Raw genomic sequence first — 20,031 nt, 5'->3', positions numbered from 1 at the left:
AAAAAACTAGACATTATGAAAATTAAACTTATTGCATTATCTTTGTGTTTATTCGCTGGTGTTAATTTGGCTAAGGCTCAGGAATCAAGCAAAAACTTCACGCCTTCTGAGAACAAGCATGAGTTCCGCCTTTCGGTGAGTGACGGACTGACTCAGAGCACGGTGGACGTACTGGGCATCGGACTGGGTGACGCGATTACCGGAAGCAAGCGCAGCAACGAAAGCGCAAGCATGGTATACGGTCTGGGATACCGCTACACGCTGAACCGCTTCAAGGTGGGTGCCGACCTGGGATTCTCGCAGACAAGCAGCAAGCTGACACTGGCAGGCGAAACGGCTCCGTCTATCAAGGAAAAGGAACTGAACTTCCTGGTGTTGCCGACGGCAGAATTTACATACTTCAAGCGCAGACTGGTGGAACTGTACGGTAGTGCTTCGGCAGGTATCAGCCTGAAACGTCACTCGGAAACAGGACTGACTGACATGGGCAAGAAAGCTGCACAGAAAGCTGACCTGAACACTGCATTCGCTTACCAGGTGAACCCGATCGGCTTGAGAGTAGGTAACGACCGCATCGGTGGTTTCGTTGAAGCCGGACTGGGACACAAAGGATTCCTGACAGCCGGTGTAAGTGTGAAATTTTAATTAACCTATAGAACGCGAACGCGATACATGAAAGCCTACAGAAAGGAAATATTCAAATCCCGATTTCAGGAGCACTATCCGAGGCTGTGCTGCATAGCCTACGGATATGTTTCTGACAAGGAGGACGCGGAAGATATCGTGCAGGAGCTGTTCATCAGTGTATGGAACAAGGGGCTGGACAATCTGTCCGACCAGGAGTTTGCTGCCTACATGACTACTGCCGTGAAAAACAGCTGCATCTCGTTTCTGAGGAAACGAAGGGATGATGTAGTATCGATAGAAGAGTATCATCAGCCGGCAAGCCACATGACGGATGACGACAGTGACCCGGAAGGCAAGTCGCCGGAAGAGGTACTGGAAGCGGTACTTGCCATACTGCCGCCCAAGTGCAGGGATATTTTCCTTATGGCTAAACTTCAGGGAATGAAGTATCGCGAAATAGCCGAAAAACTGAACCTATCGGAAAAAACCATCGAAAACCAGATGACAAAGGCTATCAAGATGCTGCGGGCGTACGTGGCCGAACATGGTCTGACACTGGCTACGGTTGTGGTCATCATTTTATCAATCATCGTTTATTGTGAGTAGAATATGGATTGCAAAGAGGATATAAATGAATTGCTTGCCAGGTATTTTGCCAAGGAGGAGCTGACCGGAACGCAACAGAAGGTTCTGGATGAATGGATTTCGGCCAACGCAGAGGAATTTGAACGCATGCAGAGGTTGATGAAGGCACCTGTAAAGATGCCGGACAAGATGGATTTCGACGCGGAACAGGCGTGGAGAAAAGTGGAAGCCAGACTGGAAAACAAGTCTTTCTGGCTCGGAGTAAGACCTCACATTGCCATGGTTATTTCGGTGGCTGCCTGTGTGCTGTTTGTGGTGGCTATGGCCACAACGTATTTCCTGCACAGCCAGGAGGATGATTTCAAGGAGTATGCCAACGTGGGCACAAGGCTGAAGCAGGTGCTGCTGCCCGACAGCTCGGAGGTGATACTCTATCCTGAAGCAACGCTGGCATTCAACCCTTCGGACAAGGAAAAGGGAAGAATCGCACGACTGACCGGAAAGGCTTTCTTCCGCGTGAAGAGAATGCACGGAATGCCTTTCAGGGTGGAAACCGGCTTGCTGGATGTGGAGGTACTGGGAACATCGTTTCTGGTAAATGCAACAGACGTGAAAAAGAGTGGCGTATTCGTCAAAACCGGAAGGGTACGGGTAAGCGACAGGGAAAATGACGTGGTTATTGTGGCCAACGAAAAAGTGGAATTGAAAGAAGGTAAGCTGAAAGTGGGGGTAATAGACAACCCGCAGCAGCTCTTCGGACAAGATAAATTAATGATGATTTTTGATAATACTCCCATACCGGAAGTGGTAAAGGAGATTGAACAGAAAACAGGAATACGGATAGAACTTGACAAAGGGCTGGAAAAGAATCTGGTAACAACCCGGATGGACAGCGAAAACGCTACGGAAATCGTACGTGAACTGGCATTCCTGTGCGGATGTAGTTACGAAACGCTGGAAGAAGGGACACACTACAGACTGTATAATGAGTAAACTGAAACTGTACCTCATACTGACAGTGGCTGTTGCTTTATGCGGAATGACCGGACTATACGGACAGGGTTCCAGACCGGCGCAAACGGTAGCAGAAGAAACGTTGCAAGTCAACGCTTCTTCTGCTACTGTGCTTCAGTGGTTTCACCGGATAGAGCGGGAGAAGCGTATCGTGCTGTCGTACAATGCGTCGCTCATCGATCTGTCGAGGGTGAGAAAGGTGGAGAAAACGGGAACGATGACGGTAGCCGAACTGCTGGAGGTGGTGCTCGACGGATATGTGTTCAAGACGGACTTTATCCCGCCGCGCAAGCTGGTGATACAGGTCCGAGAGAAAGAGAATTTCTACGTAAGCGGAACGGTGTTCGAGGAAGGCAGCAAGGAACGGCTTTACGGGGCTGTAGTAGCGCTGGAGGACAGCAAGGGTAAACAGTGGAACTGCATTTCCAATAACAACGGGGTGTTTAAGCTGTATGCACCGGAGGGTACCTACAAGCTCACGGTTTCGTACATGGGGTACAGCCCGTACAGCCGGCAGGTTAGAGTGGACAAGGACCGGTTTGTCACCGCACAACTGCAACCGTTGTCGTTCGAGATGGACGAGGTGACGGTGGAGTCGGACAAGCGGAGTGAGGAACTGGGGGAACTGACGCCCTCGAACATGCTTGCCTTCAGTGGCAACGATCTCTTTGCACAGATATGGATTCTGCCGGGGGTGACTTCATCGCTGGCGGGAAGCAACTTTCAGGTAGACGGCGGCAGTTCCGACGAGAACCAGTTTCTGCTGGACGGGGTGCCGGTGTTTCATCCGGGACACATCAACTCGCTGCTGCCGGTATTCAACGGCGATGCGGTGAAGAACATGGTGTTTCACAAGGGGTTCTTCGATACGCATCTGGAGGGAAGACTTTCGTCGGTGACGGAAGTGAACCTGAAGGAAGGCAACAAGCAGAAGCATGTGGGTACGCTTACGCTGGACATGCCGGCAGCCTCGGCTACGCTGGAGGGACCCATTGTGAAGAACAAGCTGTCGTACATGGTGAGTGTGCGAAGAAGCTGGCTGGATTTCTTCGACCGGCTGTTTTCGGAAGATAACCGCCTGAATCATGCTTCGTACGACTATAATGCCAAGCTGTCGTATTCGCTTTCGCCGGTAAGCTCACTCAATGTCATGGCGTACGGAGCGAGAGACGACTATCACCTGCCCTTGCTGAATGAGAACGAAAGCACTTCGGTATTGCGCTGGGAGAATCAGGTATACCAGTTGGAGTATCATACGCAGGCGGGGAAGCTGGGCAACCGCACCTCGCTGTTCTACTCGTCGCACTCCAACCGGGCACGAAACGAAATGCTGGGCATAGACGGCGACGGATATGTGCGCAGCGGCATCCGCTCGGTCAACGTATCGACGGAATTCGACTATACGTTCGAGAATATCTACCGTGCGCAGTGGGGAGCCAAGTACTCGCACGAGGTTTACGATATTGCTTCGTTCGACGGACAGACGGACATACGACACGAGCCCATCAGCCAGGTTTCGCTCTTCTACGACAATCATGTGCGCATCACTCCCCACCTGTCGGTGCAGATAGGCGTTCACGGAGTGGGCTACCTGCCCCGCAACCATCAGGCGTACTACAGCATCCAGCCGCGCATGTCGCTGAAGTATTTTCCGGGTGAAGAAGACCTGCTGTACCTCAATTTCTCGAAGATGGAGCAGTTCTATCACTGCCTGAGGCTGTTCAGTTGGGACATGCCTACCGATTTCCGCATGCCCAGCATCGACGGTTACAAGCCTCGCTCGTCGGAGCACTACGAGGCAGGATGGAAGCATTTCCTGAACGACGGGATGCTGGAGGTATCGGCTTATTACAAGACACGGCGCAATGTGGTTGCCCTGCGTCCGGAAGTGTTCGTGGAAGACGGACAATGGGGAGAATATATCATGGTGGGTAAAGGCGACAGCTACGGAGCAAGGATGTACTTCTACAAGAACTGGAAGCGATGGAAGCTGCAACTGTCGTACACGTATGCCCGGAGCCGGGAATGGTTTGCCGAGCTGGCGGACAACGGCAAGATGCCCTCGCTGTACGACATACCGCACCAGTTGAATGCCGCCCTGTCGTACCAGTTGAACACCCGTTCGCTCTTCTCCGTGGGAGGCATGATGCGTTCGGGCAAGGTCATCGACCTGGACGAGAATTTCGATCCGCTGCCCGCCTCGGAGTTCAGGCAGCACCGCATGCCGATGAACTACCGGATAGACGTGGGCTATTCTTACCGGAAATCGTTTGGCGAGAAACTCCTGTCGCTGCGTTTCGGGCTGTACAACGTACTGGGCAATCCGCCCGAAGAAGATGTGCTGAACTTCTATTCCGTACACTGGAAGAGCAACTGCCTGCCTTATGCGGGAGTCAGTTTCCGCTTTTAGCACAGACGAAGGGTGCGCGTTCACTTCATGCGGGCGGCACACTCGCGGCACACCCCTTTCACCATGTAGTTGATGCTGTTCAGGCGGAACCCCTCGGGCAAGTCGATGACAGGGATATGGATGGAACGGAAGCAGAACGTGCGGTGACACACCTCACAGTAAAAGTGCGTGTGCATGTCGTCGACGCTGCATGTATCCTCGTCGGGACAGACCTCGTACTTCAGCGAGCCGCTACCGTCCTCGATGTCGTGCACCAGATGATGAGCCAGGAACAGGTTCAGCGTGCGGAAGATGGTAGAGCGGTCGACGGTGCCGAGCAGCGTTTCCAGCTCGACGAGTGACACGGCATACGAAGCCTCCATCATCGCTTTCAGTACCAGAATGCGCACGGCGGTAGGCTTCACTCCTTTCTTTTCCAATCTCTCGGCATAAAATTCGGTTGTTTCCATAACGTTTTTACTTTTCGGCTGTCTTTTCCGGCAAAGATAAGCATTCCTTATTGCAACCCGGTTGCATCCAGACTGCCCGTGTAATGGATAGACTGACGGTTACGCATGGTGACATAGATATTCGACGAGCCGTCGTCGTATACGTCGACCGAGAACTTGAAATTATCTTCGCTGGTAGTAGCCTCGAACTCAATCCGGTAACGGTCTTTCTTCAGTTCGCTGGAATAATTCTCTACCGGAGCCTTGAAGCGCAGCCCTTCTCCTCCCCCGTAAGGAATCTGATAAGCCCTGCCAAAGTACGGCAGACAGACATCCACGGAATCCTTCTTCATCTGAAGCCCGTAAGGAGAAGTCAGCGGGATGCTCCGTCCGCTCATGGGATAAGCCATGTCGGCATCAATCTTGAAAGTACGGGCTTCCACCTGCTCGTCGACGTAAGCCTTGAGTGCTTCTTTCTTTTCCTCACGAGTCTGTGCACCCGACGTACCTGCCGCCAGCAGGAAGAGTGCGGAAACCATAACATATCGGAATGTTTTCATATACGAATCTCCTTTCTGAAAAACTGTAGGTTGACCGGTGCAAGATAAACAAAAAAAATCTGTTATCCATCTCCACGAGGAAGAATGAATAACAGATTTAATTTAAATTCAGTTATATAACATTACCGAACCTGAATAACCAGGTAGCGAGATACGCTCCAGAACTGGTTAGGATTGGTAATCTTCAGAGTAATCTGTCCTTTGTCGTCTTTGGCAAGTTCGTAAGAACCGGCAGGGTGAGTAGTCAGCAAGGTAGCACGCTTAGAGTACAGCTTGATTTCCTTGTCCTTGCGGATATCGATTTCGGTGAAGTAGTCCTTATTGAACTCATCATCCTTCAGCACGTCGCCACGGTTCAGAATCTTCTGGTCTTTCAGTTCAGACTTGGTACCGAATACATACCATGCAGTGTTGAGAGCCTTGTCCTGAGCGGCAACAGTCTGAGCCTTCGCCTCATTTTCGGCAGTCAACTGGTCAACGTTCTTGTTCAGGTCGGAAACAGCCTCATCGAGTTCGGCGATACGGATATTCTTAGAAGCCAGTTCAGCCTGCAAAGTTTCAATCTGGCGCTGTTTTTCTTCCAGTTGTGCAGTCAGGCTCTTGATAGCCTTCTTGAGCTGTGCCGACTGGTAGCTGCTGTTTTTGAGCTGTTTTTCCAGTTTGGCAATCTGTTCGCGGTTCGATTTCAGTTTCTCGCTGATAAACAAGATATCTTCCTTGATCTTGTCGGCGCTCGATTTGTTTTCGATAGCATCTCCCGTAAGGTCTACACGATTTTCAGCCTCGTTGATTTCGCGGAAACCTTCCTGGATTTCATTGAATGAACCCATTATTTCATCCAGTTCGGCATCACGGTTTGACAGCTCGACCATCAGTGAGTCGTTCTGGAGCTTCAACGCATCTTTATTCTGACCGGAGTTGTTGCAAGAAGCAAGTACGGCCGCAGCACATAACGAAAATAAAACAACTTTCTTCATAGTTTCTATCTGTTTAGAATTTATAATTTATTCTTCATTATTCCTCTTTACCCGCCAGTACGATGACAATCTCCCCTCTGGGCTCGATAGCCGTGAAGTGTGCCACTACTTCCTGCAAGGTTCCTCTCACGCTTTCCTCGTGTATCTTGGAGATTTCGCGGCATACGGAAACCTTACGTTCGGGTCCGAACAGCTCGGCAAACTGCGTCAGCGTTTTCACCAGCCGGTAAGGCGACTCGTAGAAAATCATCGTGCGTGTTTCTTCCGCCAGTGCATTCAGCCGCGTCATGCGTCCTTTCTTCTGCGGCAGGAAACCCTCGAAGCAGAAACGTTCGTCGGGCAGTCCCGAAGCCACCAGCGCCGGAACGAAAGCCGTCGCTCCCGGAAGACACTGTACCTCGATATCGTTTTTCACACATTCGCGTACGATGAGGAAACCCGGATCGGAAATACCCGGCGTTCCTGCATCCGACACCAGTGCGATAGTTTCTCCTGCCTTGAGCCGGTTGATAATTCCTTCCACCGCCTTGTGCTCATTGAATTTATGATATGACTGCATGGCATTCTTGATCTCGAAATGCTTGAGCAGAATGCCCGACGTGCGTGTATCTTCGGCCAGCACCAGATCGGCTTCCTTTAATATACGGATCGCGCGAAAGGTCATATCCTCCAAATTGCCTACAGGAGTAGGAACAACGTATAATCTTCCCATACAATGTTTCAATTGTTAATTGAGCAAAGATAGAAAGTTTTTAAATCCACTAGTTAATCTGACTCAATATTTAACAGTTGTTGTATATTAAAATGCTTCAAAGCGGAAAAATCGGACAGAAGATAAGGCTAATTAGCATCACAAATTGTATTTTTGCACAAAATTTTAGACCAATGGTTGTTTTTTCAGAAGATCATACGCATGAAACGTGCCGCAGGGGAAGAATAGAAGTTGTCTGCGGTTCCATGTTTTCGGGCAAGACGGAAGAACTGATCCGCCGCCTGAAACGCGCCACCTTTGCCCGTCAGCGCGTGGAAATATTCAAACCTGCCATCGATACACGCTATTCGGAGCAGGAAGTGGTTTCGCACGACAACAATTCCATTCCGTCGACCCCGGTAGACTCGTCGGCAAGCATCCTGCTGTTCAGCTCGGAGATAGACGTGGTGGGCATAGACGAAGCTCAGTTTTTCGACGAAGGACTGGTCAGTGTATGTAACGAACTGGCAGAACGGGGTGTGAGAGTCATCATAGCCGGACTGGACATGGACTTTAAAGGAGTGCCCTTCGGTCCGATGCCTGCTCTGTGTGCCATAGCCGACGAAGTGACAAAGGTGCATGCCATCTGTGTGAAATGCGGCGATCTGGCGTATATCTCGCACCGCACCGTAGCCAACGACAAGCGGGTGCTGCTGGGAGAAAAAGAGGAATACGAACCGCTGTGCAGATGCTGTTACCGCAAAGCTCTGGAAGAAGAAGGAAAGATTTAACATTTTCACATTTCCTTCCTTTCTGCCGGATTTCAGGAAGCAGCTTCAAAAAAAGAGCAATTTCCATCGCAAAGCATACTTCTGATAATCAGAAACATACAAAATAAGATAAAAATTTATTCAAAAAAAGTCGTCGCAAAGTTTGGCAGTTTCATACAAAACACCTACCTTTGCACTCGCAATCAGGAAATGACTGCAAAACAGGTTTGATTCGCTAGCTCAGCAGGTAGAGCACAACACTTTTAATGTTGGGGTCTTGGGTTCGAGCCCCAAGCGGATCACAAAAAGAAAAGCCAAAAGGCGACAATAAAAAGACAAGTCCTACAAAATCAATATTTTGTGGGACTTTTTTTATTACCTTTTGGCTACCCTAACCGCCACGAAAAGGTCACTGACAGACAAAAAATAGTGGCTTATTCGTACCCCTGACAAAATCTTCAAAAAAGGGGTACGATTTGAGTGAAAATGGCGAAATGTTGTCGGGAATTGGCGACCCTGCATTTATCTCATTATGAGTTAATAAAAGTAGTTTTGTAACTTAAAACAATGAGGTATGAAATCAACATTTCGAGTATTGTTTTTCCTGAAACGAGACAAAGTAAAAAAGAATGGTAATATGCCTATTATGGCACGTATTACCATTGACGGAAAATTAGTTCAATTCAACACCAAACTTGAAGTTAATCCTAAGAACTGGTCTGCACAAACAGGAAAAGTAACTGGCAGAGGGTCAGAATTTACCCGCATTAATGAAATGCTGGATAGCATCAAGGCGACATTACACAGACACTATCAAACCATTTTAGAACGGGATGGCTATGTAACAGCAGAGAAAGTACGCAACATCTTTTTAGGCAAGGAGGAAAAGGCTAAGACCCTACTGCAAGTGTTCGCACAGCATAACGAACAATATGCGCTGAAAGTTGGGAAAACAGCCACACAAAAAACATATACCCGTTATGAACTCACTAAAAATCGTCTTGCTGAATATATCCACAATAAATATAATTTGGAAGATATTACCTTTCGGGAAATAAATGTCGTGTTCATCGAGGGTTTCTACCTGTTTATCCGAGAAAATTATCCGTGTACCCACAATACAGCTATGAAGTTTGTACAGCGGTTTAGGACTGTTGTCCTGTTTGCCCACAACTTGGGACTGATTACTTTTAATCCATTCGGGGCATATAAACTGAAATTTGAGTATGTAGAAAGAGATTTTCTTGAACAGTCAGAATTAGACCGCATCTATCAGAAAACCTTTGCTAGCAAGCGGCTGGAGCAGGTGCGTGATATGTTCATTTTTAGCTGTTATACTGGCTTGTCGTATGTGGATGTGTGCGAGTTGCGGGCAGAGAACATAAAGGTTTCCTTTGACGGCAACCTGTGGATAATCAAGAAAAGGCACAAGACAAACGTAACGTCCAATATCCGTCTGTTGGATATTCCCAAAGCCATCTTGCAGAAATATGACGGAAAATTGCCTGACGGCAAAATTCTCCCGATAATCAGCAACCAAAAGATGAACGATTACTTAAAAGAAATCGCAACGGTGTGCGGCATAAACAAGAAAATCACCTATCACGTTGCCCGCCATAGTTTTGCGACCCTCAGTATCAGCTACGGCGTACCCATAGAGAGCGTATCTAAGATGTTGGGACATACAAATATCAGAACCACACAAATTTACGCTAAAATCATCGACACAAAACTGAGTGCCGACATGGATATGTTCGCCCAAAGGTTGAATGAAAGGAAAACAAGCATTTAATCAAAATAAAATCTTAAAGTTTATGGATTTGCAGGTCATTCAAAACAAAATCTTTGAAGTCAGGGGTTGCCGGGTAATGCTTGACTTCCATTTAGCGGAACTCTACCAAGTGGAAACACGAGCCTTGAAGCAAGCGGTCAAACGCAACATCGGTCGTTTTCCGTCCGACTTTATGTTCGTCCTCTCGAAAGAGGAAGCCAACTTATTGTTATCCATAGGGGTATCACAAAATGTGATACCCTCTGATTACAACTTTGGTGCAGCTTTGCCTATGGCTTTCACCGAACAGGGCGTAGCCATGCTTTCATCCGTCTTGCGCAGCCAGACAGCTATAGAGGTGAACATTTCCATCATGCGGGCATTTGTCCTTATGCGTCAGATGGTCGCAGGGTATGAAGAACTGTTGAAACGCATCGAGGAACTGGAAGCCAGCACCGATGCACAGTTCAACGACATCTATCAGGCATTGACCCAGCTTTTGAGCCAGTCCCAAGAGCAGAAGCAACGCCGCAGAATCGGATTCGTTACCTATGACGAACCGGAAACAGACAGGTAACGGATTCGGTAACGAAATGCTGTTTAATAGATTGTATTCCAGTAAGTAGCTTTCATTTATCTTGCGGGCAGTCCACCGGGCTACCCGCTTTTTTTATTCTAACCCAACCAACATAGTTTTTTCAAAAAAAATTAGGTTAACTTTTATAGTTTAAGAAACCTTCCACCTTTGTTCTTTTTCAACATTACATTTATTTCCACCTGTCAAGCAAGTAGTCCATTGAGGATAATTATCAGATTTACATCTATTATTTCTCCAATGTAGAGGCTGCAAATTTGAAAGATTGTCTTTTCCACCATTAGCTACAGGATTCTGATGATCTATTTCCCAGCCATACAGATCTTCTGTTTTTCTTTGATTAAAATTAATCCAAGCCCCCGCATAATCTTTTCTCCAAACATTAGGATCAGCACCTTGTACAACTTTAGCTTTTTCCCATACTTGTAATACAATTTCATCGTTAAAATTAGCCATAGATATAATATTTAAAATTTAAGAAAATCACCACAAATAATATTCCAAACCTCAAAGAAACGACAAAATGTCAAAAAGAAATGTTGCATACTGCAATTATGACAGAGCCTTATTTATTTCTTTAGAAAACAAATCTGCCCTTCTATTATAATAGAACAAGGAACTATAATAATATTTTTAGCTTTACGATACGTTTTCTCCTTGCGAGTAATCTTGTATTACTCGCATTCCAACTAGCACATTCTCCGAAACACCAGCCGTGCGGGGCATGGCTGACTGTTTTTCGTGAAAAGAGCCTTCGGAAACCCGCACAAGTGTATCGAAAGACGGGCTTCCGACACCCTTGCCTTTCCCGCCCGTTTTGTAAAGTGTTCTTTATCAGATGAAAGGGAACAAGAACTTTTCCCCTGTTTCCCAACCTGTAAATCTTCCTCATTAAGCAGTCCTCCAGCCGGAAGGTCGTTTTTATCATTTCAATAGGCAAAGGTAGTTACGTGTTCTTCACGGGTTTGCAAGGTCAAGCCTTTTCAGGTTTGGCGAAAAAATCTTCCCTGCAACATTCGTTGCGAGGTATTTTTTCCACAAAACCCTGCAAACTCTAAACACTGCCCTTTTAAGCCTATGTGAAACGAAAACGACCGACCCGACCGGAAGACGCATAAAAAAAAAGTCGGATTTACGGGAAACAGGAAAAAAGTTCAGTGAAACTTCAACTTCCTCACCTCTCAAATCCGCATAAAATTAAAAACTTAAAAATTACAGGATATGGAAGCAGCAACATTATCGGAAGCAAGAGTTTATGTAGGCACTTATGGCAAGTACAACAACGGTTCATTGTTCGGGGCATGGCTTGACCTGTCGGACTATTCGGACAAGGAAGATTTTTACGAAGCCTGCCGGGAGCTTCACAAGGACGAGGAAGATGCGGAGTATATGTTTCAGGACTGGGAGAACGTACCGGAAAACCTAATCGGCGAAAGCTGGATTTCCGAGAACTTCTTCACCTTGCGGGATGCGGTGGAAAATTTGGGCGACACCGAACAGGAAGCCTTTTTCGTGTGGTGCAACTACAAAAGCCATGATTTGAGTGAGGAAGATGCGGACGACCTTGTACGGGACTTTCAGAACGAATATCAGGGACAATATGACGATGAAGAGGATTTCGCCTACCAAATCGTGGAAGAATGTTACGACCTGCCGGAGTTCGCAAAAACCTATTTCGACTACAAACAGTTTGCCCGTGATTTGTTCATGTGCGACTACTGGTTTGATGACGGGTTTGTATTCCGGGCGGCTTAAACGACCATTCGGGCGGGGTTAAAAGCCCTGCCCGCATAAACAGAGAAACGATGAAACGGAAAAGCATTTATAAAATCATCCTGCGGGTGTTATTGTTCTGCCTTGTGTGGCGGCTCGCCTGCACAGCCGGAGCAATCACAGCGGTAACGGCATATCTTGTATTTCGTGCCGCCTGTTTCCTGTTCCGGGTCTGCCTGTCGGTGTTTTATGCGTTGTGCGTGGCTCTGCTTTTCCTGCTGCTGCTTTCCCTATTAAGTATATGACGAATAAAAAACAGAATATCATGCAATCATTGAACAAAAACGGGGTGAGCATCACCCAAGCACCGGGAGAGGAAAAGTTTGTAAAATATCGTCCGGTCGCATTCAAGGGACGGATATTTTACCAGTACGACTACCGCCACACGGACGGGGAATTGTTTTCCATAGTGGCTAAAACGCTGGCAGAGTGCCGCCACAGGCGGGATAAATGGATAGAAAAGAACAGGGTAATAACAGATAAATTTTAAGGGTATGAAAACGACAGAAGTAAACAAGAACCTAATCGGCAGACGTTGCGAGTGTATTTTTACGGGCATGATGGTAACGGGCGTTATTGAGGACATCGAGGAAAACAAGTATTCTGTAAACGTGAAAGTGCATTTCGATAAGCCGCAGCAGTGGGGCGATGATTTGTACACGGAAGATTGGGCATGGGGACGCAAGACGGACGAGTTCGGCACGCTGCACCATTTGCGACTGTTGGCAGACGAACCGGACTTTCGGACGATGACAGTAGTTTTCGGTGAGCCTATCAGCCGGATAGACCGCAGCGTTTTTGAAGATGTTGAAACGTGGGGTGTCTGTTCCCTGCAAGGTTGGGTAAACAGCTATGAAAGTGTCAGGTTCGTATCCATAAACGAACATACGGCGGTCATAACGGGAGAATATAACATGGAACAGGTAAAGGAATGGTTAGAGAAATATGTACCTGTAAAGAGCCTTAAAACCAGTTGATACAAAGGCGGCAGAAATGCCGCTACTTTCTTTCATGAGTGCCGGGAAATAAAGTAGCAAAGAAACCGTGTTTATAATTTTATTCTCTTAAAATTATAGTCCTATAAAACCAAAAGACTCTAATGTTTCATTAAAAACTTGTACATACCGTTCAGCGGTTTTTCTATCTCCTTGCTTTTCTTCTTCTGAATATAACCGTTCCATAAAAGATTGAAATATTTCATCCGGCATATTACCTGATAATCCTACTACATTCCAAATTTTATCGGCTAATTCTTTTTCATTTAGCAATCGCTTAAATGCAGTTTCTTTAACCATCTGCTTCATGGCATCTTCAAATGCTTTATTTTCTACATTTACGCATACCTGTGAGTCTGTTCCAAAATTAACAGGAGCAGATTTTATTACATCTTCCAAACCAAGATAAGTATAATCATTGGGCAATTCAGTATTCTGTTTGTCAAAATTGGCACAAAGTATGGTATCTCCCAATGTAAGAGTTAGAATTTTAGTATTTTCCTTATATCTTCCGCCTAAATATGCTAAGCCATTAGGAAGATACGAAGAACATCGCAGTAAGCGATAAGAAAATTTACATTTTTCTATAATCGGAGTAACATCTTGGTTATTAGCAACCGATTCTATATACTCGTTTAAACATTCACCTAAATTTGATTCAATATCTTCAGGTAAAGCAAATTGGAATTGTCTTGAAACAGCCATTCGCCAAACAATAGACAACCAAAAGAAATAAGCTATGTCCGATTGAATAGATTTTCCTTTTGAGTAATGTTCAGCATAAGGCGTTTCTAAATATTTAGATAAGTTAGCCTCACATTTAGGACAAAAAATATAATCTTTTGATGCTGTATTGTTTTTTAATTCTTGGTTAATACGTTCATCTGTTAACTTTTCTTGATTGAAAAGCTCATCTAATTTTGTGTCTGGAACAGCTCCTACATATACCTTGTCTTCATAAGAAGTCATTGTAAACATTACTTCTTTATCTCGTTTTCCACTACCATCATAACTACACACTTTTGCAATCATAAAACTTGGAATCAAATGTGAGTTGGTCTTTGTTGCCTTTTCCTTATTGCAAATTAAACAGTTATTATATTCCATAATTTCTTACAATTAGTTCTTTCGACCACAAATTTAGCAATTAAAGCATTCAACAATACTTTGCCGAATGCTTTAATAAGTTAATTTAGAAATCTTTATTCTCGTTACTATCATTATTAAATGAGAACGAAATCTGCTGTATCTGCCCGAAGCTGTCGATGATATAGATGTCAATCGTCTGCTGGTCTGTCGATGCCGATGTGTAGTAGAGCCGGAATGTTTCTTTCTCCAGCGGGTACAGGTCATTGGGCAGGAACACCGTACCGTTATCCATTTCCAGCTTTCCTTTGCCGTCAGGCTGGAAATAGCGTATCTGGTAGGTCGTAGGCAGGTAGTCGCCGCCACGCACCAGTTGGCAGCGTATTTCGGCTGTTTCGCCCACTTTCAGTTTCTTGGGTACGGGCAGCGTTTCCACCGTGAACGGGTAAGCCTGCTGAATGTCCAAGCTGTCATTACAGGCGGTTACAAGCACGAGGGCGGCCACGATGTAGCAGCCCACGATGATTTTATACATTACATTCTTCATATACATTATTATATAGCGGTCAGTTGATAATGAATTTCAGTCCCATGCCTACCTGCGTGTGGAACTTGCCGATGTCCGAGCCGAACAGCATACGTTCCCTCGCATTGACGAGCAGCACCACCCGGTCGGTCAGGTAGGTTTCCAGTTCCAGCGTTAGCGCACCGCCGTAGATGAAACAGTCCTTGTCCAGCAGCGTAGCCCCGTCCGGCAGCAGCTTGTCGCCCCGGTTGCTGGTTTCATACCCGGCAATAGCCGACAGCCCCAGCGAGAGGAAAAAGGTCTTTCGCCTGTCCGAAAGGAATTTCAGGTAATAGCCGCCCTCCGCCGTGAACTGTTCTACCGGAATGCGCATATCCTTGTAGTCATACTTCTTATGCAGGTATTCCCCGCCAATCACCCAGCGGTTGGCGTTCTTGGTATAGACGCTGTATGCCGCCCCGAAATGACAGGCAAAATCCGTGTCGGAGTTCCAATGTACCCCGTCCGCCATGCCCGCCGTTACCTGCAAGGCTTTCATGCCCGGAAGGTATCTTTGCGCGTGTGCCTGGTTCAAATGCAGGCACAGCGCAAAGAGTGTCATTATAAAGATGTGTTTCTTCATTCCCTACTTTATTTTCAGTTCGTTTATCACTTCGGCGTTCACGATGTCGGCATTCTCCACCCGTATGGTCTGATGCCGACCGCCGTTCTTCTCGTAAAGCTCCACCAGCAGCAGTTTGTCGTCCGGGATGGTGAACTTCGGTAGGGCGTACACCGTCCGGACGGTGCTTTTCCCGGTAATCTCTATCACCTCATTGTAGCTGCGTACCGCATCCAGTACCGTTTCCTGAATAGCCGTGCGTTTGGGCACTTTCTTATCGACAATCTTAAACTTGATGAAGTCCGTATCGAAAGGCACGTTGGAACTGTTCTTCGTCTGCGTATGCACGTAAAGCATCCCGTTATAGGTGTAAATCCCCTTGATTAAGAACTGTATGCCGAAACGCTTGCTGCCCAAGTGTCGCACTTTACGGTCATTGTTCTTGTAGATGCTCTGCATTATCAGTTTTACCAGCAGCGGGCTTTCATTTCCCAGTTCCCGGAAATATATGTTCATGCGGGTATGCGAAAAGTCGGACGTATCTTCATTTTCCAAGAAGTCCTTCATTTCGATGTTGAGCATTTCCGGCTCACGGGCATACTTGGCGTTGAATGAATAGAAGCTGCCGTCCTCGCAGATGACGGAGAAGTTCGTTTCTCCCGGAAAGCCCTCTGTCGTGGCTTTCACCCTGATTACGTTTTCCGCACCGTCAGCCTTGCCCGCTATGATGTGGTTGCTCCCCAAATCTACATAGCGGACGGCGGAGGGGAAAATGATATGCACCGTTTTGGCGAAAGTCACTTCCACGCCGTAGGGCGTTACCATTTGTCGGTAAGGCAGCTTTCGGGTGATACCCCGGTACAAGTCGTTGCCTGCCGCATACTTCACCGTGTCGGTTTCCTGTGCGTTTGCCGCACACACGCCCAGCAGGAGGGCGCACATTACAAAAATCTGTTTCATCGTTAATTGGAAATTTTAGTGGTTTGTCAAATGATTATTGCTGTTTGGCGTAAAGCATCACCCTGTACCCGGCTTTCAGCTTCACTTTCACGGTTCGGAACTTCTTGGCAAGGTAACCGGACGCACCCTGCATCAGCCCCCTTGTAACGTCCATCGCCACCTGTTGCCCGGCGTTCTGCGTAAAGGAAATGCTTGTACCCAGCCCGCTGCCGATATTCGCCATCGCCTCGTTGAACGCTTCCTGCTCCATCGAGGACGGGACGGAAAGCCCCTTTTGCCCGTCCGTGTCGAACACGGCGAGTTCCACCGGGATGATGTTTCCCGCATACTCTATCGAGGACACCAGTATGTCGAGACGTTCGCCCTGTACCTTTGCCGTACCCGCCACAAGGGTATTCTTCGGGATGACGATGCTGCCCGCCTGCATGGGTTCAAGCAGACGGAGTTTTACCGTTTGCCCGTCCGTCAGCGTCTGGTCTTGATGGATGCAGGCGGCTATCGTGTTCCTGCCCATTGCGTAGCCCGTTCCTACCGCCGTGTTGAAGCCGTAGTTGCGTGGCTGGCTGTAAGCACGGATAAAATCGGCATCGCTCATGGGCTGTTGCAGCCCTGAAACGGCGTTGTCCCGTACTGCCTGCACGGACACCGCTTGCGGCTTCTTTTCGATGTCGCCCACGACTGGCACTTGTGCCGCCTGCCTGTCGCCGCCTGCATATTTGGCGGCAAGCTCGTATGACTTTTCCAATAGAGCCATCTGTTCGTCAGCGGTGGGCGTGGCTTCTCGCTGACGTTCCAGCTTTTCGGTCAGTTCCGCCACCTGCCGTTTCAAGTCCTCTTTTTCCCTGTCCTCCGGGGGCGTTTCATAGAACGTGCTCAACTGGCGGTTGATGTCCCGGTAGGCGGTCGCCGAGGAAGAAGCGCCGCCGCCCCGCACGGGCTTCGGATCTTCTTCCGGCATCAGTCCGGCTTCCGCCTGTGGTTCTTCGGTTTCATCGTCCGCTATGAAACCGAAGTCCTGAAGGGATTGTATCCTGTCCTGCCGTTTCCGGCTCATCATCGCCTGCTCGTAGGCGGTCTGCTTGTCCGCTATAATCCCGTCCTCTGCGGGCAGCGGGATGTCGGCATTGAAACCGCCCACGCTTTCCGTTTCCGCTTTCTCCTTGCCGGAGGGGGCGAATATCAGGTACATGCACCCTGTAAAGGCGAGGAACATCAGCGGGAAGACTATCATTTTCCTGCGCCGCTGCACCTCTTTCGGGGAAAGTTCCCATTTGGGCTTCTTCTCCTTTTCGGGCTGTCTGCCCGGTTCATTTTTCTGTACTTCTTCCATATTCAGGTCTGTTTGTTAAATTGATACTGTCGTTACCATGCAGCGGGAACTGCCGGATGTGTTCGATTTGCAGCCTTTGCCCGTCCCGTTTCCCGATGTTGTAAATGGACGAAATGGTGATATAGAGGGACAAGCCGCCGAACAGGGCGGACATCACGAGGATGACCGCCAGCCGCTTGCCCGGCGTGATACGCCCGCACAGGCGGCGCAGGCGTTCATCCGCCCAGTCCCGCACCGTTTCAATGTAATTTCGCTTCCTCTCCATAAGGCTATCGTTTAATGGTTTGCAAATCCCTGTTCTCGTCAATCGTGAACGCTTCCATGATGAAGCCGTGCGGGTTGTTGTCGCTACGTGTGGCGTTCAGGAGCCTGCACGTGGTGACAAGACTTCTGACCGTCAGGCTGCTTTCCCGGACAATAAGCTGCCGGGCATAGGTTCTCACCTTGTAGGGGTACTGGTTGAAGTCGCATTTCACGCTGTCAATCTCCACCGTCTGGTTGATGTTGCCCGAAATGATACGGTTGTAGTAGCCCTTTTCCGACAAGTCCTTGTAGTAGTTGAACGCACTCCTGTCGGCGAGGAACAGGGAGCGTTTGATGTTTCCCTCGATGGCGTCCTTGTCGGGCGAGAGCGTGAAAAAGAGTTCGTGGAAACGCTTCACGTGCGATTTCGCTTCAATCGGTCTGTTCTGCGCCATGTCCTGCGAGAGAGCCAGCATCAGGCTCTTGCCGTTGTCGAGGACGTATATCTTCTGCCGCTGCTTTTCGGCGAAGCTGTACGAGTTCCACACGGCAAAGCCCGTGACCAATGCGCACAGGCAGATGAATACCAGCGCAAAGAGCCGGATTTGCCGGAAGCTCGTTTCGATGTTCGTCAATGACTTGAATTCCATATTCTAAAAATTGAAGTTGGTTATTTGAGAAGTTTTCCTGCAATCTTTCCGGTTGCCGCACCTGCCGCCGCACCCGTGAGTGCGCCCGCACGTGTCAGGTTGCGGTTGTATGCGGTTGTACCCCCGGCTGACACAATCCAGCCTGCCACTGTCGGAACGGTAAAGTAGCCCACGATACCGATAATCATAAAGATTACATACACGGTACTGCTCCCGTCCGGTATGAAGTTCGGGTCGGAAAGCTGCTCGATGTCCTTCTGGAGCATCAGTGTCTGTATGCGTGCCAGCACGCTGCTGAACAAGTCCGACACGGGAAGCCACAGGTAAATCGAGATATAGCGTGAAATCCACTGGGTCAGCGTGCTTTGGAAACCGTCATAGACGGAAAGGGCGAACGCCAGCGGACCCAGTATCGAGAGCACTATCAGGAAGAACGTGCGCAGCGTGTCGATAATCAGCCCCGCTGCCTGAAAGAGTATTTCCAGCAGTTCCCTGAACCAGTCCCGGACGGATTTCTTGATGTTGTATGCCGCCCTGTCCATGTACATGCCCGTCATGGTAACCATGTCGGAGGGCGACCAGCCCAGTTCCTCCAGTTGCCTGTCAAATTCCTCGTCCGAAGCGAGGTATGCCGTTTCCGGGCTTCGCATCAGGGCTTCGTACTCCAGCCTGTCTTTCTGTGCCCGGTACTCGTTCATGTCGAAGGTCTGCGTTTCCATAAGCTGGCTGCATCCTTTCACAATCGGCGACAGCACCGTGTTGATAGTCCCCAGCACGAACGTGGGGAAGAACATGATGCACAGCCCCAGCGCAAATGGGCGTAGAAGCGGGTAAACGTCTATGGCTTCCGCCCGTGCGAGCGACTGCCATACCTTGGCGGCTACATAGAACAGCGCACCCAGCCCGGCTATCCCTTTGGCTACCCCCGTCATGTTGCCGCACAGGGGCATCATTTCGTCATACAGCACCCGCAGCACTTGGTGCAGGTTGTCAAAATCCACTGCTAACAACATAGGCATGTCCGTTTGATGTTACCAGTAGCGTTCATCCGCCGAGCCGTAGAGAGCCAGCACCCGGTCGGTGTCGTTCTTTTTCTTTGCCCGCAGGTAGGACACGGAAATGTTCTTGCGGGTGTAGTAGTTCACGAGATTGCGGTAGTTCATCAGGCTTCGGTAGGCATTGTCGATGATTGCCAGCCGTTCGGCATCCGTCAGCGACATGCCCGTGATGTTCACGACATTTTTCAAGTCCTGAAGCACGTCCGAACTCTCGTCCAGCAGCATGGCATAACCGGAGGATATGGTCGCCAGCTCGTCCGCCGTGAAATACGGGTCGGCGAGCATGATTTGGTAGTTCCTGACGTAGATTTCGGAGATTTCCGCCACCAGTTCGATGCTTTTCTTCACCTTGATACCGCCCTTGACGACATCATGCACGGA

General features: G+C 48.4%; 24 protein-coding genes, 1 tRNA gene and 1 pseudogene. 12 read left to right on the top strand and 14 right to left on the bottom strand.

Annotation, left to right across the window (positions count from 1 at the left end; translation table 11 throughout):
• The first annotated feature begins 15 nt into the window (after positions 1 to 15).
• The 4 genes from WKT12_RS15600 to WKT12_RS15585 are packed head-to-tail and all read left to right on the top strand — an operon-like array spanning position 16 to position 4,636.
• Positions 16 to 645 (top strand): hypothetical protein, encoded by a 630-nt coding sequence (locus tag WKT12_RS15600; RefSeq protein WP_021970339.1) that lies wholly within the window; start codon positions 16 to 18, stop codon positions 643 to 645.
• 27 nt (positions 646 to 672) lie between these two features.
• Entirely contained in the window at positions 673 to 1,233 is a 561-nt protein-coding gene (locus WKT12_RS15595) for an RNA polymerase sigma-70 factor (protein WP_340320270.1), read from the top strand.
• Between the two features lie 3 nt (positions 1,234 to 1,236).
• The gene (locus tag WKT12_RS15590; RefSeq protein WP_021970341.1) at positions 1,237 to 2,205 is read left to right on the top strand and encodes a FecR family protein; all 969 of its coding nucleotides are present in this window, start codon (positions 1,237 to 1,239) and stop codon (positions 2,203 to 2,205) included.
• Entirely contained in the window at positions 2,198 to 4,636 is a 2,439-nt protein-coding gene (locus WKT12_RS15585; protein ID WP_340320269.1) for a TonB-dependent receptor, read from the top strand. Before WKT12_RS15590 ends, WKT12_RS15585 begins: the two co-directional genes overlap by 8 nt.
• Positions 4,637 to 4,656: 20 nt before the next feature.
• Here the strand turns inward: WKT12_RS15585 and WKT12_RS15580 are convergent, their stop codons facing one another.
• The 4 genes from WKT12_RS15580 to rsmI form a co-directional block, all read right to left on the bottom strand.
• Complete coding sequence (locus WKT12_RS15580) at positions 4,657 to 5,085, bottom strand: Fur family transcriptional regulator (RefSeq protein ID WP_021970343.1); 429 nt, start codon at positions 5,083 to 5,085, stop codon at positions 4,657 to 4,659.
• A 47-nt stretch (positions 5,086 to 5,132) separates the two neighbouring features.
• Positions 5,133 to 5,624, bottom strand: coding sequence for a DUF4251 domain-containing protein (locus WKT12_RS15575; protein WP_340320268.1), 492 nt, complete (start codon positions 5,622 to 5,624; stop codon positions 5,133 to 5,135).
• 122 nt (positions 5,625 to 5,746) lie between these two features.
• Complete coding sequence (locus WKT12_RS15570; protein ID WP_340320267.1) at positions 5,747 to 6,601, bottom strand: Cbp1 family collagen-binding glycoprotein adhesin; 855 nt, start codon at positions 6,599 to 6,601, stop codon at positions 5,747 to 5,749.
• A gap of 37 nt (positions 6,602 to 6,638) precedes the next feature.
• Positions 6,639 to 7,313, bottom strand: coding sequence for a 16S rRNA (cytidine(1402)-2'-O)-methyltransferase (rsmI, locus tag WKT12_RS15565; RefSeq protein ID WP_340320266.1), 675 nt, complete (start codon positions 7,311 to 7,313; stop codon positions 6,639 to 6,641).
• 173 nt (positions 7,314 to 7,486) lie between these two features.
• On the opposite strand from rsmI, the gene WKT12_RS15560 reads away from it, so the two are divergent.
• The 4 genes from WKT12_RS15560 to WKT12_RS15545 all read left to right on the top strand — a co-directional run bounded on the left by WKT12_RS15560 (position 7,487) and on the right by WKT12_RS15545 (position 10,410).
• Positions 7,487 to 8,083 (top strand): thymidine kinase, encoded by a 597-nt coding sequence (locus tag WKT12_RS15560; protein ID WP_340320265.1) that lies wholly within the window; start codon positions 7,487 to 7,489, stop codon positions 8,081 to 8,083.
• 208 nt (positions 8,084 to 8,291) lie between these two features.
• Positions 8,292 to 8,364 (top strand) — tRNA-Lys (locus WKT12_RS15555).
• 272 nt (positions 8,365 to 8,636) lie between these two features.
• Positions 8,637 to 9,854 carry a site-specific integrase gene (locus WKT12_RS15550; RefSeq protein WP_340320264.1) on the top strand — a complete coding sequence of 406 codons (1,218 nt, stop codon included), beginning with the start codon at positions 8,637 to 8,639 and terminating at the stop codon, positions 9,852 to 9,854.
• A gap of 22 nt (positions 9,855 to 9,876) precedes the next feature.
• Entirely contained in the window at positions 9,877 to 10,410 is a 534-nt protein-coding gene (locus WKT12_RS15545; protein WP_340320271.1) for an ORF6N domain-containing protein, read from the top strand.
• Between the two features lie 150 nt (positions 10,411 to 10,560).
• Here the strand turns inward: WKT12_RS15545 and WKT12_RS15540 are convergent, their stop codons facing one another.
• Positions 10,561 to 10,884, bottom strand: coding sequence for an HNH endonuclease signature motif containing protein (locus tag WKT12_RS15540; protein WP_302429869.1), 324 nt, complete (start codon positions 10,882 to 10,884; stop codon positions 10,561 to 10,563).
• Between the two features lie 765 nt (positions 10,885 to 11,649).
• Here WKT12_RS15540 and WKT12_RS15535 point away from each other — a divergent pair.
• The 4 genes from WKT12_RS15535 to WKT12_RS15520 are packed head-to-tail and all read left to right on the top strand — an operon-like array spanning position 11,650 to position 13,178.
• Entirely contained in the window at positions 11,650 to 12,183 is a 534-nt protein-coding gene (locus tag WKT12_RS15535) for an antirestriction protein ArdA (protein WP_340320263.1), read from the top strand.
• Between the two features lie 50 nt (positions 12,184 to 12,233).
• Positions 12,234 to 12,446 carry a hypothetical protein gene (locus WKT12_RS15530; protein ID WP_340320261.1) on the top strand — a complete coding sequence of 71 codons (213 nt, stop codon included), beginning with the start codon at positions 12,234 to 12,236 and terminating at the stop codon, positions 12,444 to 12,446.
• A 20-nt stretch (positions 12,447 to 12,466) separates the two neighbouring features.
• Positions 12,467 to 12,691 (top strand): DUF3873 domain-containing protein, encoded by a 225-nt coding sequence (locus WKT12_RS15525; protein WP_340320260.1) that lies wholly within the window; start codon positions 12,467 to 12,469, stop codon positions 12,689 to 12,691.
• Positions 12,692 to 12,695: 4 nt separating this feature from the next.
• Entirely contained in the window at positions 12,696 to 13,178 is a 483-nt protein-coding gene (locus tag WKT12_RS15520) for a DUF7258 domain-containing protein (RefSeq protein ID WP_340320259.1), read from the top strand.
• Positions 13,179 to 13,271: 93 nt separating this feature from the next.
• Here WKT12_RS15520 and WKT12_RS15515 read toward each other — a convergent pair whose 3' ends face one another.
• The 9 genes and pseudogenes from WKT12_RS15515 to WKT12_RS15475 form a co-directional block, all read right to left on the bottom strand.
• On the bottom strand, positions 13,272 to 14,303 hold the full coding sequence (locus WKT12_RS15515) for a hypothetical protein (RefSeq protein WP_269877090.1): 1,032 nt from the start codon (positions 14,301 to 14,303) through the stop codon (positions 13,272 to 13,274).
• 85 nt (positions 14,304 to 14,388) lie between these two features.
• Positions 14,389 to 14,835: a DUF3872 domain-containing protein gene (locus WKT12_RS15510; RefSeq protein WP_340320258.1), complete on the bottom strand. Its 447-nt coding sequence runs from the start codon at positions 14,833 to 14,835 to the stop codon at positions 14,389 to 14,391.
• Positions 14,836 to 14,848: 13 nt separating this feature from the next.
• Entirely contained in the window at positions 14,849 to 15,430 is a 582-nt protein-coding gene (locus WKT12_RS15505; protein ID WP_269877093.1) for a conjugal transfer protein TraO, read from the bottom strand.
• Between the two features lie 3 nt (positions 15,431 to 15,433).
• Positions 15,434 to 16,369, bottom strand: a complete 936-nt coding sequence (gene traN / locus WKT12_RS15500; RefSeq protein ID WP_340320257.1) for a conjugative transposon protein TraN — start codon at positions 16,367 to 16,369, stop codon at positions 15,434 to 15,436.
• Between the two features lie 34 nt (positions 16,370 to 16,403).
• Positions 16,404 to 17,699: a conjugative transposon protein TraM gene (gene traM, locus WKT12_RS15495; RefSeq protein ID WP_340320256.1), complete on the bottom strand. Its 1,296-nt coding sequence runs from the start codon at positions 17,697 to 17,699 to the stop codon at positions 16,404 to 16,406.
• A complete protein-coding gene (locus WKT12_RS15490) occupies positions 17,677 to 17,964 on the bottom strand; it encodes a TraL conjugative transposon family protein (RefSeq protein ID WP_269877097.1) in 288 nt (95 codons plus the stop codon). The genes traM and WKT12_RS15490 overlap by 23 nt, the downstream gene beginning before the upstream one ends.
• 4 nt (positions 17,965 to 17,968) lie before the next feature.
• Positions 17,969 to 18,592, bottom strand: coding sequence for a conjugative transposon protein TraK (gene traK / locus WKT12_RS15485; protein ID WP_068856486.1), 624 nt, complete (start codon positions 18,590 to 18,592; stop codon positions 17,969 to 17,971).
• A 20-nt stretch (positions 18,593 to 18,612) separates the two neighbouring features.
• The gene (traJ, locus tag WKT12_RS15480) at positions 18,613 to 19,605 is read right to left on the bottom strand and encodes a conjugative transposon protein TraJ (RefSeq protein ID WP_106390565.1); all 993 of its coding nucleotides are present in this window, start codon (positions 19,603 to 19,605) and stop codon (positions 18,613 to 18,615) included.
• 18 nt (positions 19,606 to 19,623) lie between these two features.
• Positions 19,624 to 20,031 (bottom strand): annotated as a pseudogene (locus WKT12_RS15475) (DUF4141 domain-containing protein); the annotation flags it as partial.

It is taken from the genome of Phocaeicola sp. HCN-6420, assembly GCF_037890145.1.
Lineage (GTDB): Bacteria > Bacteroidota > Bacteroidia > Bacteroidales > Bacteroidaceae > Phocaeicola.
Note: the sequence above shows the minus strand (reverse complement) of the source record. Positions and strands in the feature narration are given on the sequence as shown.